16 protein-coding genes and 1 tRNA gene are annotated in these 18,028 nt (G+C 30.4%); 7 read left to right on the forward strand and 10 right to left on the reverse strand.

All coding sequences use genetic code 4. From position 1 onward, the window contains the following. Positions 1–1,745: 1,745 nt before the first annotated feature. Both MAGTDC_RS00190 and MAGTDC_RS05145 read left to right on the forward strand, forming a co-directional pair. Positions 1,746–2,780, forward strand: a complete 1,035-nt coding sequence (locus MAGTDC_RS00190) for a class I SAM-dependent methyltransferase (protein WP_278046831.1) — start codon at positions 1,746–1,748, stop codon at positions 2,778–2,780. Positions 2,781–3,340: 560 nt separating this feature from the next. Continuing rightward, entirely contained in the window at positions 3,341–3,463 is a 123-nt protein-coding gene (locus MAGTDC_RS05145) for a hypothetical protein (protein WP_278046832.1), read from the forward strand. 882 nt (positions 3,464–4,345) lie between these two features. Here the strand turns inward: MAGTDC_RS05145 and MAGTDC_RS05790 are convergent. The 3 genes from MAGTDC_RS05790 to MAGTDC_RS04030 all read right to left on the reverse strand — a co-directional run bounded on the left by MAGTDC_RS05790 (position 4,346) and on the right by MAGTDC_RS04030 (position 7,342). Further along, on the reverse strand, positions 4,346–4,933 hold the full coding sequence (locus MAGTDC_RS05790; protein WP_414173047.1) for a pseudouridine synthase: 588 nt from the start codon (positions 4,931–4,933) through the stop codon (positions 4,346–4,348). A 1,326-nt stretch (positions 4,934–6,259) separates the two neighbouring features. Further along, positions 6,260–6,421, reverse strand: a complete 162-nt coding sequence (locus tag MAGTDC_RS04025) for a hypothetical protein (RefSeq protein WP_192572862.1) — start codon at positions 6,419–6,421, stop codon at positions 6,260–6,262. Between the two features lie 762 nt (positions 6,422–7,183). After that, on the reverse strand, positions 7,184–7,342 hold the full coding sequence (locus tag MAGTDC_RS04030; RefSeq protein ID WP_192572863.1) for a hypothetical protein: 159 nt from the start codon (positions 7,340–7,342) through the stop codon (positions 7,184–7,186). 297 nt (positions 7,343–7,639) lie between these two features. Between MAGTDC_RS04030 and MAGTDC_RS04035 the strand changes: the two genes are divergently transcribed. Both MAGTDC_RS04035 and MAGTDC_RS04040 read left to right on the forward strand, forming a co-directional pair. Then, positions 7,640–7,804, forward strand: coding sequence for a hypothetical protein (locus tag MAGTDC_RS04035; protein WP_192572864.1), 165 nt, complete (start codon positions 7,640–7,642; stop codon positions 7,802–7,804). An 89-nt stretch (positions 7,805–7,893) separates the two neighbouring features. After that, positions 7,894–8,037 (forward strand): hypothetical protein, encoded by a 144-nt coding sequence (locus MAGTDC_RS04040; protein WP_192572865.1) that lies wholly within the window; start codon positions 7,894–7,896, stop codon positions 8,035–8,037. 641 nt (positions 8,038–8,678) lie between these two features. Here the strand turns inward: MAGTDC_RS04040 and MAGTDC_RS05150 are convergent. Next, positions 8,679–8,801, reverse strand: a complete 123-nt coding sequence (locus MAGTDC_RS05150) for a hypothetical protein (protein ID WP_278046833.1) — start codon at positions 8,799–8,801, stop codon at positions 8,679–8,681. 500 nt (positions 8,802–9,301) lie between these two features. Between MAGTDC_RS05150 and MAGTDC_RS00195 the strand changes: the two genes are divergently transcribed. From MAGTDC_RS00195 to MAGTDC_RS00210, 3 genes are all read left to right on the forward strand, one after another. Then, positions 9,302–9,691 (forward strand): hypothetical protein, encoded by a 390-nt coding sequence (locus MAGTDC_RS00195; RefSeq protein ID WP_146656513.1) that lies wholly within the window; start codon positions 9,302–9,304, stop codon positions 9,689–9,691. Positions 9,692–13,061: 3,370 nt separating this feature from the next. Beyond that, positions 13,062–13,286, forward strand: a complete 225-nt coding sequence (locus tag MAGTDC_RS00205; RefSeq protein WP_146656515.1) for a hypothetical protein — start codon at positions 13,062–13,064, stop codon at positions 13,284–13,286. Positions 13,287–13,391: 105 nt separating this feature from the next. Then, positions 13,392–13,628, forward strand: a complete 237-nt coding sequence (locus MAGTDC_RS00210) for a hypothetical protein (protein ID WP_192572866.1) — start codon at positions 13,392–13,394, stop codon at positions 13,626–13,628. A 75-nt stretch (positions 13,629–13,703) separates the two neighbouring features. Here MAGTDC_RS00210 and MAGTDC_RS00215 read toward each other — a convergent pair whose 3' ends face one another. From MAGTDC_RS00215 to MAGTDC_RS00240, 6 genes are all read right to left on the reverse strand, one after another. After that, a complete protein-coding gene (locus MAGTDC_RS00215) occupies positions 13,704–14,225 on the reverse strand; it encodes a hypothetical protein (RefSeq protein WP_192572867.1) in 522 nt (173 codons plus the stop codon). Beyond that, entirely contained in the window at positions 14,209–14,379 is a 171-nt protein-coding gene (locus MAGTDC_RS00220) for an uL11 family ribosomal protein (RefSeq protein ID WP_192572868.1), read from the reverse strand. Before MAGTDC_RS00220 ends, MAGTDC_RS00215 begins: the two co-directional genes overlap by 17 nt. Positions 14,380–14,399: 20 nt before the next feature. Further along, positions 14,400–14,669 carry a hypothetical protein gene (locus MAGTDC_RS00225; protein WP_146656519.1) on the reverse strand — a complete coding sequence of 90 codons (270 nt, stop codon included), beginning with the start codon at positions 14,667–14,669 and terminating at the stop codon, positions 14,400–14,402. Positions 14,670–14,706: 37 nt separating this feature from the next. Beyond that, a tRNA-Trp gene (locus MAGTDC_RS00230) sits at positions 14,707–14,778 on the reverse strand. A 913-nt stretch (positions 14,779–15,691) separates the two neighbouring features. Then, positions 15,692–16,789, reverse strand: a complete 1,098-nt coding sequence (locus MAGTDC_RS00235; RefSeq protein ID WP_146656520.1) for a PLP-dependent cysteine synthase family protein — start codon at positions 16,787–16,789, stop codon at positions 15,692–15,694. Positions 16,790–17,010: 221 nt separating this feature from the next. Further along, a complete protein-coding gene (locus MAGTDC_RS00240; RefSeq protein WP_146656521.1) occupies positions 17,011–17,967 on the reverse strand; it encodes a ferredoxin reductase domain-containing protein in 957 nt (318 codons plus the stop codon). Between the last annotated feature and the right edge of the window lie 61 nt (positions 17,968–18,028).

Genomic DNA, 18,028 nt, shown 5'->3' on the forward strand with positions numbered 1-18,028 from the left:
TTATATCGATCAATCTGATAAGATCATGACATTACAATCAATGTTAACAACAAGTAGATGATCATCCTATAATCGTTGATCTCATCAAGTATTCGATTAAAACATCCAACATTTAGACATAATTAACATATACTTGTTTAAGTACATTGAAAACTAAACTTATATAACAAACATCCAAACGTTGTAACGTTTTTTGTTCTATTATATAAATCTCTATTCTTGTTTATCACTAACTTCTAATCAACAACATTCAACCTGATAATTCCGGATTTAAACTACCGCATTGATCAATCCAACGTTGTAAGTGCATCCGATGTTAACCAACAGAATAATTGTATGATGGTAATATAAGATGTTAAATCGTTGTTTAAACGATCTGTTTGAATAATGGTTAAAAACACACAACATGGCAACAAAATATTAAATATATTCTTCCATTATATGTCTTCTAATGAGACCAACTTATCGATTACCACAACTATCCTTATCATAACTTATAACTTGATCTTACTTCCATACCATACCATCATCAACATCAGTTAACGGCTAATATTTATTAAGTTTAAATAGTTTTTGTTTAAATAAAACCAATAACAACATCCGACCATAACAACGAAATAACATAACAACGGTTATATCTAAGAACCAAAGATTAGAAGATGTAAATGGACTTATAACATTGTCAATTGATGGAACTATGAACTAAATCATCTTATTATAATTGTCATTGATGGTAACCTTTTAATTTATCCTGAATGATATTCCGATCCATCAAATCAAACATCAATGAACTATTTAAATCCTGGTACTACAACAACGAAAAAATGATAAACATTGATGTCTTAAGTACTATCGATTATGAGCTTTCAATGATCTGAGTCCATTAGTTGAATTTAAACTTACTGTGTTGTTTATAAAACGGTTTGCATTAACGTTGGATTCCAAAAAAAAGGTTAACACCATCTCTCAATTGTTATTACTTTGTTGTAAGAATTTGAATAGACCAACACACCATGTCCATGATGAACGATTAACAATTCCAGATCTGTTATTACTGGCGGTTGTTGATCCATTTATCCTATACCGCAATTAAATAAACCTATTAGTCCAAACACAAACATGTATGACATTTTGTAGTTGGTTGTTTAATCAAGGTTCATGAAATATTAATTTATATGGATGTTGTACCGAAGATAATGTATAATTAAAGATATATAATTCAATAAACAACACCATCCTTGGGTATAATAAACCAATTCTCTTCGGTGTTATACATATTCGTTGTTATAACAATTAACTTCAATTATTGTTAACACAATTAAAATCGAATATCGGTTAATACATCATCAAACATCTTGTATTAAATTCCATTGACAACATATAATTTTCTTTGAATAATTACCCATGATCGAATGAAGCATATGGTTGACTAAATTTTATTGCTGATAACAACGACCAAGATCTCAGAACTAACCGTTATCTGTTATCATGTGAACCAACTTAAATTTTAACAACTAGTTGACATGAATTAAACATTGGAACCAAAACATATGGCTACAACCGTTGGTTAACATCCCACTTCATAACAAAATCCGAACAAAATGTTATTAACATTTACACAATATGTCAGTTAACAAGGTTGGATCGAACCCAGTGTTGTATCCATTGAAGTTGTCATCTAAATGTAATTGATGAGACCATACGATTAAATCGATGTAACAAATCCTACATAATTTAAATCAACAGTGTTAACATTTTCATTTCCTTGTAACAAGAACAATATCTTTCGATATATTAAGATTTTATCAATGTCAAGACTAATATTAGGATGTAACACTTGCATGTTTGTTCCGTTCAGAACTAAATCTCATAAATGAAAACATAGACTTTACAACGTTGTATGTTGTGTTGGACAAGATGGTTTCAACATAGTAATTATTGATATTAATACCAACCCATGATATAGAAGTACGAATAAAATAATTACTTTCAAAGAAGACTTCTACTATGTTGTAGGTGTTACTCATGTTAAGACACTATTGAATAAAACTGGATTAATTGGATGTGAAAACACACTGAATGTGTTAATGGGAATGAACTGTTTTCCGAGACCAAAGGTTGGAACAAGCCGATATTGTATTATTAATACAAATTGTTATAAGTGTTGTAACCATCATCTGAGTAACAACATCCTGACTGGTAGTTATCTAAGTACCATGGTGTTGTTCGATAATTATTTTGATGTTAGATTGAACAACGGATTGAGGAACTGGAACACCCATTCAAAGAAGATTATTAGGACCATAATATTAGGGTTGTTAAAACATGGAGAAGTGTTGTGAGATATAGGTTCGGGATGTGGTTTTATAAGTCTGGAACACAAGAAATACAACAGAAGTTATGTTGTTTGCATCGACATTAATTCACAACGGATAAAATCGTTGGTTTATAATTCTAAATGTTTAAATCAAACAATATCTGTTTATGATTATGATTTCGTTGATGCTATTATCGGTACAAGAAGACCAGATAGGATTTTCCTTGGTTGTGGTTTAAAACATCTATGACAGTGGAGATTGATTTTCATTCATGTTAAATTGATGGGTTTAGTTCTGTTAACAGTGGTGTCAAACACAACTTACACGAACGTAGGTGTTTTGAGTTGTGTGTATAAAACCAAATTGTTCTCATTAACTATATCTAAATTAATTCTAAGATTAAACAACAAAATTTATAGAACACATTCCGTTATATTATTTTGTTTGATTGAAAGGTGTTAATGGAAGAAAGCTGATGAATTCAATGAATAAATCTCTGTTACATCTCAACCGAATTAAATCAATTGAACTTTTGGTGTTTATGTTTTGTTTAAATAGAACAAAGAACCAAGCACACGATCGGACATAGAACTTGTACAAGTTATTGCTGTTAGCATGTTGTTAGTTGGTGAATACGTTGACAAACGATGTGGTTAATTTGATCTATTTTACTTGATTGATTTAAGTAATAGGAAACAATTAAGTTATAAAAGTGACTTATAATCGTTTATATGTGTAAATTGTTGATAGAAATGTTCATGGTCGTTGGAATCTCGTTGTTTATAATCTAAATAAGACTATTAATATTTGATAATGAGATGTTTATTCTACGTTTATGCTATGGTTGTTTTACCAAGATCAATTATACACATCACTTTGTTATTAACAAATCAAACACATTCAAATTATATTAAATTTATAGCTATTCCAACACAACGTTGTAGCGTTAACAAACAACGTCTGTTTAGATGATTTCATTAACTATGTTTCGTTTATTTCTTGTGATTCAGATCCTAATGTACATGTTACGTTCATGACGAACTGGTACTGATAAACAAAATCCCAAGGATCATGGGTTGGGATGTATCAAACAAACATGAACCTTCAACAAAATGTTGACAACGTTGGAATGAACAGGATGGTAATCATCGGATATTTCGTATTAAATATTGGAACTAACCATCAAAGCATTAACATTATTGTTTTAAATGGTAAGGTTACTAACAACATGTTCGGACCTTGTTTGTTTTTGTAACGATATCTAGATTAACAACGTTGGTTTATTCATGATCAGTTTAAATGAGTATTAAATTAACTCGATATTCTTTCATCAATATTTATTCGATAACAAAAATCCAAGAAGAAAATAGTTGGTATTTGTTGTGTTAACAACCAGTTATTAACATGAAAATGTGGTAATTCAATTGTGTCTTCGTTGTGGGTGTTGTTTTAATCCAAAAAATATATGTATAACCAAATGATGGATTGTTTAATATGACCACAAGGATACCATTATTGTTTCGTTGTTTCGTTAGATCGAAGTAACAATTCAACTACCAATGATGATGAGCTGATCCTGTTACCGATCATTAAAAACAAGAAAACCATCATGATCTGGTTGTTAAAAGTAATCACCATAGATGGAACCATGGATCTTGTTAAACAATTGATTTCCAACGTACATGGGTAACTTATACAACGAGTTAAATCTATGATCATTACCTTGATAATTTCAACGATATATCAAAGCAACTCTATCAATATAAATCTTGGTTGTAATGATTATAACAACCCATTATTACCATGGGTAAACTGATCGTTATTAATTAATTACATCAATATAACTTCTTTGAACAACAAAATAATGACAAACGAGGTCATGAATGTCTGTTTTAATCGAGAATTATAACCATCTGAACGTTGCCATGGTTTTGTTATTTAAGTTATCAGATTGTTAATTAGTTAATGGATAGTTCTTATCCGAACGGATTAATACTTTATTGTATTATGGATTATCAGTTGATTAACTACAACTTTAAGAAGAGGATTAATATGTAACGAGAAATCTGTGATGGTTTTGTTTCAACACAAATAATTCGTTTAGTTTCGGTTATCTCATAGCTGATTAAGCATGATGTTAAGACCGGATGTTCAATCGATGATCATAATATATCTCAATAAACTTTTGGATATAACTTATAGCTGTACATCTTGTCACCTACAACGCATCGAGTTTGTAGTCTAATTTGATGTCGTTTCCCAACAATTAGTTTACAATCAACCATGTAAAGCTTTAACTTATCCAAGATTAAAACTGAAGTATTGTTAAAACAACAACATGATGAAGTTTTATAACTTTTAGAAAAACAGAGAAGTTTATACATCTTTTCCATTGTTTTAAATCAAAATTGATTAGATAAATTTACATCTTTAACTTTGGTTGCAACCATCAATCCACAAGTTCCATAATCCAATCTATGAACCATTGTTAAACTTATTCCATTGTAATTTTTATATGACAAACTGTTGTTTAAACATTTAACACAACCAAAATATGGTAAACATAAAGTAGATAATCGTTTATATAAAATGATGTTGTTATCATCCTCGTACATCCTCCTAACAATATAACTCAAAATAACACTTGTTTTGTTTAATATTTTGTTATCTGAACGATGAGATTAATAACAATGATCCTCGTTCGGAGTAGACTTTGATATCGTTTGTTACCATCTAAATGTTAATCATAAATCTTAAAGTATAAGCTAATAATTACTACCAAAAACAACCATTTGTCTGTTCATTAACAAAATCCAAGCACGGTTACATCAGTGGTTATTCTTATCAATATTTATGACCATGATGTCTAGTGTTAAAACTTAAACCTAATCGTTATGAACACACCATCCTGCATACCAACTAACCTGCTATTATATTATCAACCTTTATCAAATGAGCATACAACATGAATGATTTTGTTACTTCGTTGTTCTAAACTCTTTATTATACCCATATCCATACCCAACATATTACTTATTACACAAACATCGAACAATAGACTCGATATTATGAACAAAGTTTAACCCTCTAACATGTTTACCTTGGATTGTAGTCAATTAAAACATGTACTTGTTGTAAACGTTCGATCAATTACTTGATAATTATAACCAAAACCTCTGCCACTTCCATTGATCCATGAACTAACAACATGTTATCAAGGTTGAATTAATTAACATTAAACCTATTAGCCATAGATCTTTATTTATGTATTAATTTACATTAAGTAACAACAACCTAATCAAATCATCGGTGTCACGATCAACAACACGTTGTTTAACAACAAGATGGGAATTAACAACAAGGTAAGCATAAGTTATTTACATTTTTTAAACGAGAAGTATTCACTATGATTAAAAACAACAACATTTGAGTTAATGATGTTAGAATGGAACTTATCTAACTATAATTTTGTTAGTATGAGACATAACGTTTACGTTTGAACAAATTAATATAAAACCAACGAACAAATTCTTGATCAATGGCCACATCGTTCCATGTGATTTATTACCTCCAATATCTAATGTTAACAAGATGTTAGTTAATATAAATCTTAAGTAAATTAACTTGATGGTGGATGTTGTTAAAACGAACGGCTAGATGTATATTGTAATAGTTTAATCCAAAATCTAAGGTTAAATTACAGTCCAATTGTTACCAATCATCTCAATTCTTCCTTGCCATTATCTGCTAATATCTAAATTAAACCCATCAATATGTTCATCTTTAATATCCGATCATCATTCATCGATTACTAACCTCATCGAACAAGTAACTGATCACTAACAACGTACCTTTACCCGATCTTTGTTATGATTAACTTAAATCCATCAATCTGATCAACAATCAAACAGTTAACATCACATAAACACGATGTAATATTCTTAATTAAAAACCTTAATACATGTTTGATTAATATACATCATTGATCTTGGTTGAACATCAACCATAACATCTTTTTTTTGTTTGGTTAAATTACTAAACATTACCGTTAAATCAACAAAACAACGGATATTATCATGCCGTCCAACATCTAATCAAACCAATTATAACATTGATTTAATCCAATTAACTAACGTTGTTATATCCCAATATTGTTACCATGTTGTTCTATTTGTTGTGTTAATTCGATCGATCACAACGTTCGGTCGTTTACTTTAACAACGGTCATGGCATGTGATTATGTTGTTATCTGTTTTGTGTTTTCATGGTTAATCAATTATCTCTTCAATTATTCACATCCGGATCACTAACCATCAGCACAATCCACCATGGATTGGTACATTCGAACTAATATTGAGCTATTAAGTTGATTTTGTTATAACATCATTAATAACAACCATCTGGGATGTCTGTGTTTTAACCTCTCTATGTTAACATGACATTATGACATTTTGTTTAACATGTTTGATACCAATAGTTTAACTAAAACAAGTGATTGGAATTATCTACAACTTGAACTAACATTTATACATACAAAGTTGCTAAGAAATAACAACAACCGTAGATCTTTAACATGGTATGTTTTTTAGTCATTTATTTGTATTCTAACTTGGTATAATCAGTATGAAGACTTGAAAGATCCGGTTACCATGAATCTTGTTAATTGATTGATGTTGACAACATGTTTGGTTCTATATGTTAAAACCGAACACCATCATAAGCATATGTGAGCTGTTAACTAAATTAATGGTAACTACTTCAAATGTATTAGAAAAACAACAACATGTAGTATTGTTCAAATCAAGTGTATCCAATGTTGTTAAGCGGAAACAACAAGATTGATAGAATGGTATTAATTTCTGATATTAAAGTAAACACACATCTGTGTTGTTATTTGTAACATGTTTAATAGTAATATAAATAATATCCAACATGTGGTTGTTGTATCGGGGTTCTGGTATAGATGTAAATGTGTTTAGTGAATATTTTGTTGACCAACGTTGTGTTTCTGTTTGTTTTAACAACGGTTATAAGTAATGTTCGATGGAGGATGTAATTAATAATTTAGATCGATGGTTTGAAGGTTGGAATCAACCTGAATGGTGATAGATTTTAGACATGATATTAAAACATGGACATGGTTATAACGGTTGTGATGGGATTGGAAGTTTGTGAATAAATTGTTTGTAGTTAGGTCATGGATGTCAAAGGATGTTTGGAGTTGATGGTATAACCATTAGACACATAAACGATAAAGCCATAACATTGATATTATAAGCTTAGAATTTATATGTGTTTGAACGTAACCTAAGTGATAATGTGTGGACGTTTGTGTTTTATTATGAGAGGATGGAATTGATAAAATTGTTGGAAGTATTATGTCTTCTATTGATGGACATGATTGAAAAAACAAAAACATCCATGATACATTATCTGTTGTTATAATTTTGTTTGTTGATGTAATTAGGATTACCAAGGATCGGTAGGCATTATCCGTTAGTTGTGTTGATATCAAATTAATTTAACTTTGATGAAATATGGATTAACAAATGACCGATAACATGAAGTATAATTGATGTTAATTGTTGGTAATGATTATGAAGGATGGATGTTGTTGAGTGAATCTGGCATGGTAGTTGTTGCAGATGAGTGGATGGGTTGTGATAAATTATATAAGGTTGGAAACATCAATGTTGGTAACAGGTTAATAAATGAATAAGTGTTAGAAGGTTGACAACAAAATGAGAAATGATGGATGATGGGTATATGTCGGATGATATTAGATGGGATGGATAACCTAGGTTGTAAGTTTGATTATGCATATCGATGGTAAGTTATAATTGCCATGATAATGTTCAATATAATAGTTGAGATGATTTGGTGATTAAATAACGTTCTGTTGACTATTAATTTCATTGGTTTGCTTAAATCATGTGATCGATATGAAATGAAATAAATGAATTAGATTAGTAGCTATTGATTGGAATTTGTTATTTTAACCATGTTTAAACACTATTGATACTTGGTTTCTTTGTTTCGGCCATCAATGAACTGCCAATCTCTGATCAAACCACAACAAAAATACTAACATGTTGTAACAACTTATAACGAGATATTTGATGATACACTTACATTTGGTTTTTTAAATATAACCTTAAACCATATATATTTTGTCATTGTTGTAAGTTAATTGTTTTGATATTTCCATCAAGTTAATTAGTATGTTGTTAATCTGTTACAGGTTTATTCAACTCCATTCTTGTTATGGATTTTTAAGTTCATTAATATAACATCCGATGACAAGTTACCAAATGTTAGAGGATATCACGATTAGAGCCAAACAACCAATCATAAATTGAATTAATAATATCCACTAATTACATTAAATTCAACAGTTATATCTATCACATCTTGCAACGAAGTGCCACATTCATGGGTTGTTAGGTGGACCAACGTTGTCTTGATTGAATCTGAAACCAACATCTGATATTATGTTTCTATCTAAGTAACATCCGATATTGGTTCTTTAATATCTGTAATAATTTATTAAACAAAACAACAACCTCCATCTAAATTTAACACTTATCCAACGTTCCATATTTATTGATCACAATTATAAGTCAATAAACCATCTGTGATTTCAAGTAATCTGTTAACAATTAATTTGACATCGAACTATCAATTTCAACCTTAATACCTTTCCCTTGAACATATAAAAATCCGAATTATCTAACATTGCCACTTATATCAGACACTACTTCTTTTTATATAACTTCTATATCGGTCACCTTGTTGATTTTTTATCATCGATTTAAACCACCAATTACATCATAACCTAAAACTATCTGTTACCAAAATTTTAATTCAACAAACATTCGTATCCAACAACATGATTATTTTGTTTGAACAACAAACGAACAACGTTGTAAGCTATCACGGTATTAGTTTAAATTGTTATAACATTACACATTCATGGATGTTCGATGTTTCAAGGTAGTTATCCGATCACTACTTCAAATTCCGATGTTAAACCAACACTTAAATTAATACTTATCGTTGATCTAATTACAACGAAGTGATCAAACATGGCTTTAAGTTACAACCTTAATGGAAACTTCATGGCTTGAAGTGATGTGGTCGTTGTTACCAATCAGATCAAATCTGAATTACTTCGTTCATATTATTCTTTTACACTGAACAAACACCATAACTGTTCACTTGATGTTACTAAAACAACCATCTTATCTTTTTATATATTCATTTATTCACTAAACATTTTAACATCATGTTGGTTACCGTCATCGAAACAAAATCCATGAAGTCATCCGTGTTTACTAACTAATAATTACTTCACAACATATAAATCCTGTTAACATCATTACGACATACTTGTTTTGTTCCGTTATTACAATAAAACAGAAACGGATTCATAATTAACTGCTTAAGTTTACAACCGGATCAATCTGTTTATGTTATAATCGAAATATATTTGGAATTAAACATATGGAATGAACAACAAAATGGTAACAACATTTGTTAACAATAATCGAATTAATCAGCTTTTGATACAAACATTTAATCGCTTAACTTATCCAATCAATACTTAAATTAACTGAACTAATCACAAAACTCCATCTCATTTCGATCCCAACAAACATCAATCCTGACAACACATTTCGTTGTCCAATCTTCAGATTTAAAACATCAATTTATAGATCTCGATTAAATCTAATTTCCATCTATGTTGTTGCCAACATCCGAACCAAATTACCACGACACCAACTATACTTCCATTCGATTAACCACAACACATAGTCCATCCACGTTTAACTATCTTCTGGTTCATCTTGACAATTGGTTCTTTCTAACCACAACAATTCCACATTAAACATTCCATCATAATAACGTTATGGATACCTACCTTGTTTTGTTTCTTATGAAGGTTATTACTAACAAAAAACCTGATGGGTGTTATTCCCATCTTCAAACAAGTCATCATATTCCTTCTAATAACAATACCAGATTGTACCAACTTGAAACCTTTTTTATAAAACCAATCTCAACGTACTAGAAGTATCAAGTCTTACATGGATGTTGTTCGTTACAACGTTGTGTTCGATCTGGGTAAAACAGATCTATTCAAGATTAACCATGATGATACAACGTTCCAGCTCCAAAGTGAACTTAACCTAGAAGTTAACACCACATTCTAAAACACAAAAGGTAGTTCAAACGTTTGTTCTGAAAACGTTACATAAATCAATGACATATTTAGTTTTGTTTACTAAGACTTATAACACATCGTTATCGGTAATCCCACAACCAAATATAATTGGTTCTTTTATGTTATTACAAAACATAAGCAAACGTTTCATTGAAAGTCTAAAATCAATGGAGGTTGTTAGTTCAATTATGTTTCGATAAAACACACATGTAACAACAATGCCAACATCTTCTTCCGACATTCAAAGTCAACTTATTATTATCCATCTTTATCGTTCGCTAACAACAAAATTACAACATATTCTTAGTATAATATTAGACTTTATGTTAAACAAATAATATAGATAAACGTTGATGTTACAACATGGTATTTATTCATAATTAAACGAAGTTAATGTAGTATTCATGTGGATTTTGTTATCATTTCTAATACCAAATGTTGGCATGAAACAGATAAACTTAACCATGACATAAAGTACTAACAACATCATGATTTATTCCTGTTTTTTTTGTTAACAACAAGATCCATCCATTATCTCATAACAATTATCTCTACATCCGGTATAAATTTTGATTTAAGTATAAACAGTATAATAACCACAAATTATCAAACAAGATAATGGTCTTGGTAACATTAAGACAAAAATTACAACGATTTAACACAAAAAAACGTTCAGTTGGGGTAATAAATGTAAATCACAATCGATATTATCAGTGACATCATTCTTGTGTCCAATTAAGTCATTTTGTTGGTTTTAATAGAGTTAACATCCACATTTTGTTGGCAACGAACCATGCATGTGTATCGAATCATTGATTTCGTCGTACATGTGAATCAAGATCTTGGATCAATTTGAAGATATTATCCTTATGGTCCTGTTGTAATAATTTAATTCGTTATACAACCAATTGAATCAAAACAAAAACCATAAACAACCTGTGACAATACCTATTAACAACGTATAGACATTGTCATGTTGTTGTGGGTTATCAATGGCTTGTTGTTAATGCCGATCTAATGAATGTCAATTATTTTGGTCAATAACATGGAACGTTGTTCCGAACACAGTCTCTGATTCATCAAACAACAAGATGGTAAATGTTATTGCTACTTGTTGAGGTTGGTTTTTGTTAGCGGTTTGGGATAATTAATTGATCTTGGTTTAACTTTTGTTATTGACAGATTTGTAACACCATGGTTAACACGATATCGATGTGAATGATGAAACAAGGCGGATATTAGAATGAAGGATAAACATGTTTTTGTTGTTGTTGATTTATTTATGTAATTTTAACTTAAAATAAAAGAATGATTTGGTTATAACAACGCAGATGACCCCGTGATATATGACTTAACTATATAGAAATAATAAATAAATCATGGTCAGGATATTGATGTCAATTTACAACTCAAGTTTTGTTACTTAATGCCAACAACCGAGGCCACTTTTAAACAAAATTTTGTTGTTAATACTTTATCAATCTATCGATGACAACGTTAATAAGTTCGATTATACCATGTGTTGGTTTCAACAAGGTAGTAGTTCATAATGGTAATTACCTTTAACATTGAACATGTATGTCATTGGTTTTTTTGTTAAAAACAGGTATATGTTTACAATAACATATCAACAAAAAAGAGGTATGTATTAAGGGTATTATGGTTTTGTTAGTTGGTGTTGAGTTTGATAGAAGAATTATATTTAACACTGGTTGGTTTGATTGACCGCTTGTTGTTTCGAAGACTTCAGGGTTGAGTTAATCACTTTGATGGATGTAGTTCCGATGCTTCAGATGGCATGTTTCGTACGATGAAATAGTAACATTAATTAAAATCAATATTTGTTTAACCATCAAACATAAATAACTTGATTAAATTGAAACAAAAAAACTGAACCAAACGTTGTTACAAAATCATTTGGTAGTGGTAGATATCTGAGGATGATTCGGATTGAAGTTGGGATCGGTTCCATTTGAACTTAAAACATCCGTTCTCTATTCAATTACCCAAACATGCTAATGTTTAATTTCACATCGTTTAGTATTATTAACCACAACGAACCATAGATGTCATAACAAACATGTACAACATTGGCACTAATAACAACGTTGGCTTATCTAAATCTACAGCTTATGTACTTATCAATATATCCGAATATTTGTATATATATATATGTTGGTTATGAAGATTATATTGGAACAACGAAATGAGGTCTATTATCGGTTGAGTGAATAAATTTTTAATTAAACAATTATGTTGGTTTTGTTAACAACGATTGAGGTTAATCGGATTAACCATTGGATGTAAACACAAAATCTGTTAACAATTATGTGACAACGTTGTAATCGGACCGTTGTAAACATGTTGGGTTTAAATAACATTGGGTCGTTGGAGATGTTACAATTAGATGTTTACATGAATGTATCGGAATATTGATCGATTGATGGAACGTTGGAAACAACGAAGTTGTACTTAAGATAATGGTTAGAATTGAATACATTAACTCATAGATCAAGATGATGACCATTGGAGGAACGAGTTGGGTTTTTGACAGGTTGTCATGAATTATGATCGGGGATAAACGTTCCATTAAAAGATTAGTTCTATTAATATCTTATCTAATACGAATAAATTGTATACATCATGATCAAGTTATCAATGAAACATGAATGGAATGTGATGGAATGAGATCTGTTAACTGTTTTGTTAACTCACAACGTTCATGCCCAAAATATTGGGATTAATCCAACATTCTAGTTTATTTAATTAATGTTAGAACTAACCAACATCATGTTGCTTCAATAGTATGTTGTTTCTGATGTGTTTTGTTATTAGTTTATACTGTACGGATGTTATTTGATGGAAGTAGTTGGAAATGTGATGGTCGGAGTGATTCAATGGATCAGCAACGTTGTAATTGGATATCTTGGGATCTGGTTTTTGATGAACATGTTGGTCTTTATGATAATATTTGTGTTGTTTTCTTCGATATTTATTCAACCGATATTATTATCTCTATCTTAAACAAGGTTGTCATGATTTTGTTGTGTTCATTGAACCGAAGTTACAACATGTCATGGTTTTAACAACAACATCAACACTATTATTAATTCAATATCTGTTTAAGTTGTGATTATTATCGAGTAATTGTTTTTTTGTTATTATTTATAATTTGTTCCAGATTTCAGTGCATTACAAAGATCTCATGGTACATGTTTAAGACCCGATGTAAATCGTACAAAGACTTGTTTCAATTGTTGGATAAAATAATCTCTTAGAACCTTGTTGTTACCATAATCTGTAAGTATAGTTAGATTTTGTTTGTCTATAACAACGTTCCTAGAAATAAATAGTAATAAGTTAAGATGGTAAAGTTTAATAAAGTTGTTAATTACATGCCATAGTTCGAAGGTTAATTCGTCAAATACTATAAACATGCAGCTTTCATTGATAATGTTCGGTAAACTTAAATCTCCGATGTTATTTATTACCTTGTTTAATAAAATCTTCGAATGTGAGTTCTTAATCTTAATTAGAAGTGAATTAAATGGATAAAGTTGTCGTTTGAATCGATAAAATGAGTTGTGATCGATGTTATCTGAAGTAATAACAATAAATGATTTAAAGTTCGTTAGAATGGAGTATTCAAAATCAAATTTATTTATACTAGTTACCAATACCAATTCCCATTGATTTTAAACTACCCAATATCAGTTTAAATGCATACTTTGTTCTAAATGTATTTATATCATTTTGTTTTGTTTTTATTAATTTTAAAACTTGTTGTTTATTAACTTTACCAATTATGTTCTTGCTTGGTTCGTTTGAACCCCCCACAAGTGATAAGAGTCTTTTGATTAAACAAGTAATTGGGGGTTACCGATCACAATATCATAACTTTTATCAGAATAAAGGTAAACCTTAACACATAACACCTCTGAACGGTTGTTACTATTTGTTAGTTCATTGAATCGCTTACAAAACTCATGAACGTTTATCTTTTTTGGTCCAAGAACAACGTTTATAGCCGGATTTGGTTTGACTACCTTTGCATGAAGTCTTAATTTTATATAATCTCTATCCATGTTTCATCAATCTAACCGAACCATTACAATTGATTTCGGCATCACTTTGTTGCTGTAACATGGACCACTTACATCATCGCGGAGATAACAGGAATTGAACCTGTAACTATGATTTTGAAGACCACAACTTTACAATTTAAGCTATACCTCCTGATAACTCCATCAATAAACACCAAGTGATTTTACATTTCTAAGTTAATTACCTCAAACACCTACGTAAAGAATATTCGCAGCAATCACTGATCCCACATCGTTGTCCGTATTGTAACAAATTAGATGTTAAGTTAATTTAATATCAAATATTTGTTGTTACCGAAGGCCATTACATGGCACAGCATGTTGTTCAACGTGGGATAACGAATTGGGATCGAACTACCTAATTATAACGTTTAATCACAAGTCATTTAATTGATATAGAATTTTAATTGATCAACATTTATCAACTTTGTTTAATCCAACGGTTAGGTTTCGGTTGTTTCTCTCTGTTTTATGTGTTGTATCGTAACACTGAGATAAAATCCGATGCACAAATGTGTCGTTGGTAATGGTTGCGTGAATGCTTAAACAAGTTCCGATGTTAAGGTAACATCTATCTGTTTGTTAACATGTTATTCAAATGTTATATTGGTTGTTTCGTTACAAATATGTTTGATACTTGACTACAACAACATGAACTAATATGTTACGAACAACGTGTGTTTATCTCATGGGTTTAATCAAGGTTGGCTGTTGTTAACATGGGTTCAAGATTTAATTGAATAATAGAAACAACACGAAGATTAACAAATGATTCATGATTTGTTCAAGATGTATTAATGGTTGTAATTATAACATGAATTGAATAAACCAACAAAATATTAACAATTATACCCAATGTTTAGTTTATTTGTTGTGATTATTTCGATATCATGGCATGGAAATTAATCGATGCCTGATGGGATTTTGTTATGTTTTTAGTCTTAAATTAACATAAGATTTGATGTTGTTTTTGATTTAACACTTATTTGTTTATATTTATCGAACCTAGAAATAATCTTATTACTAAGAAGTTATTTGTTGGTATTTTACTTTAATGTTAACAATTGAATAACTGCTGGGATTACCTTACAGCTATAACGAGTTACTTTGATGGTTTGTTTTGGTTTTTTCATTTCACTCGGAACTAATAGGAATAACACATAATATGCAATAAGTTTGTAGCTAACGGATGGATTCTGTGTTGCAACAAGTTGGCAACCGTTGTCAAATGGAATGATTGGGATGTCGTTATCGATGGAAGATGGAAGAATTGTTAGTATTTTCTTGGAGGAATCGTTGACATCAATTCCTAAGTTAACAGCAGCACATATCGCTGCCCCTGAAGTCAACCCTGTTGCAATACCTTCAGATGACAACAAAGATCTGACATACTCAATCATTTCTTGGATTTTGACTCTGAAAACATAATCGATAATGTTGATGTTTAAAATTCTTGGTAATAATCCAACGCCCATACCTTTGACCTCACATGACCGAACTTTCTTTCCTGACAACATTGATGCTTCTCAAGGTTCAACTGCTACAACAACGGTTTTAGGATTCATTTTCTTTAGAACTTTTCCAACACCCGTGATAGTTGCTCCCGTATCAACACCTGATACAAAATAATCTACATCGTTTATAGATTCGAGTATTTCTTTTGCTGTGGTTGTTTCATGAACTTTTACACAATCCTCATCATCGAAAGGATTAATCATTACTGCTAACTTGAAATCTTTAACAAGTGTTGTTGCTTGTTCAATTGCCTCTTCGATGTCAGATGTAAACACAATAAATGCATTCAGTAATTCCAACATGGTTAATACTTTGTTCGAAACATCACCATAAACAACTATCACACATTTCAAACCTTTACTGGCAGCAATCGATGCAATGCTGATACTTATATCTCCAAAATTTATTCCAACTATAATGGTATTTCTATTGTAATTGTTCTTCTTTCAAGCATTCTGTATCAAAGTGAAGGTTATTCTATCTTTAACAGAACCAAATGGATTCAAATATTCCAGTTTAGCATAGAGTTGTGTCTTCACATTATACCGTTCCTCTATTTTCTTTAACCTTACTATCGGTGTATTACCAATTATCTCTGTTATCGAGGAATATATTTTCTTAGTTGACATATCTCTTCGTTATCTGTGTTAATAATTTACAACAAAATCTTGACATAGTTAAATTCAACCAAATTAGATTAATACCTCAACAAACACCTCTGTTCATCGCTTAAAATATCATAACCACCTGTTGTTTTTTTGTTCACGATTAACATTAGACCACATAATGGTTTATAAGGATGTTGGTTCAAAGGTAGATCATCATAAATTCAAACCAAATGATTCAGAGTTTAATCGCCTCTGTTTAACTTATTAACGAATTGTCTTTCATAAGCAAAATCTTGTGGGTTATTAGCTGTACCTTTATTGTATCCCAATACCTTCAATAGATTTGCAACATCCAGTGTTGTTTGTTGTGATCCACATATCATGAACCTATCCATCTTATCAAAAGTATATGTCATTAAGTCAGCTATAAGTGTTCCAGATTTTATCAATCATGTTAAATCACCGGAATAAGGATATGGTTCGTGTGTTACACTTCGATAAAATCTCAACTTATTCCTTGCATATGGTTTAATCTGTGGTTCTGTTGCTAATTGTTTCAATTTATCATCAAAGTATTGTAATTCTCCAACATATTTACAAACCATAACCACTATAACTTCATTGAACTTGGCATATGTTTCAGGTTCAGATATTATGTTGCTAACAACTGCTATTCCGATGTCCGTACACAACAAGAACAAACGTTTTCCTGGACTTAATGCTTTCATAATCAATCCGTTCTTCATTTTCTTCATAATTATGACCGAACTTCTAGTGGTAATCATCTTTAGAAACGATGTAAACAAACCATTCGGTACTACCATTGAATAAAATTCTAACTTGTTATCCCATGTCGGACTGCATACATAATAGTTCCTGAATACCAATTTACCTCTAATTATCAATCCCATTGTTACACATCCACCAGATTTGAATCTAATCTTCTTCGATCTTTTTGTTCTAAAACTAAACAGTGTATCTGTGTAATGTTTAACCTCTAAAACAGATGCCAAAACATAGTTCTTTAAAGCCATTATTTCGTTTTCTTCGTATTTCATCGACATTAACTCAATAATCTGCATATGTTCATCAGTAAGTAAAGTTCCTATTTGATTTATTAACATTTTTGGTCCAACGTTTGGTCTTATGAATATGATGTATAAATTATATTTATCTATCAGATAGTACTGATAGTGCATTTATGTTCCGAAGATGAGAACTTTATAAATGTATTTGCTATTGATTTTCCAAACTCCAAAT

It is taken from the genome of Candidatus Hodgkinia cicadicola (genome assembly GCF_002774925.1).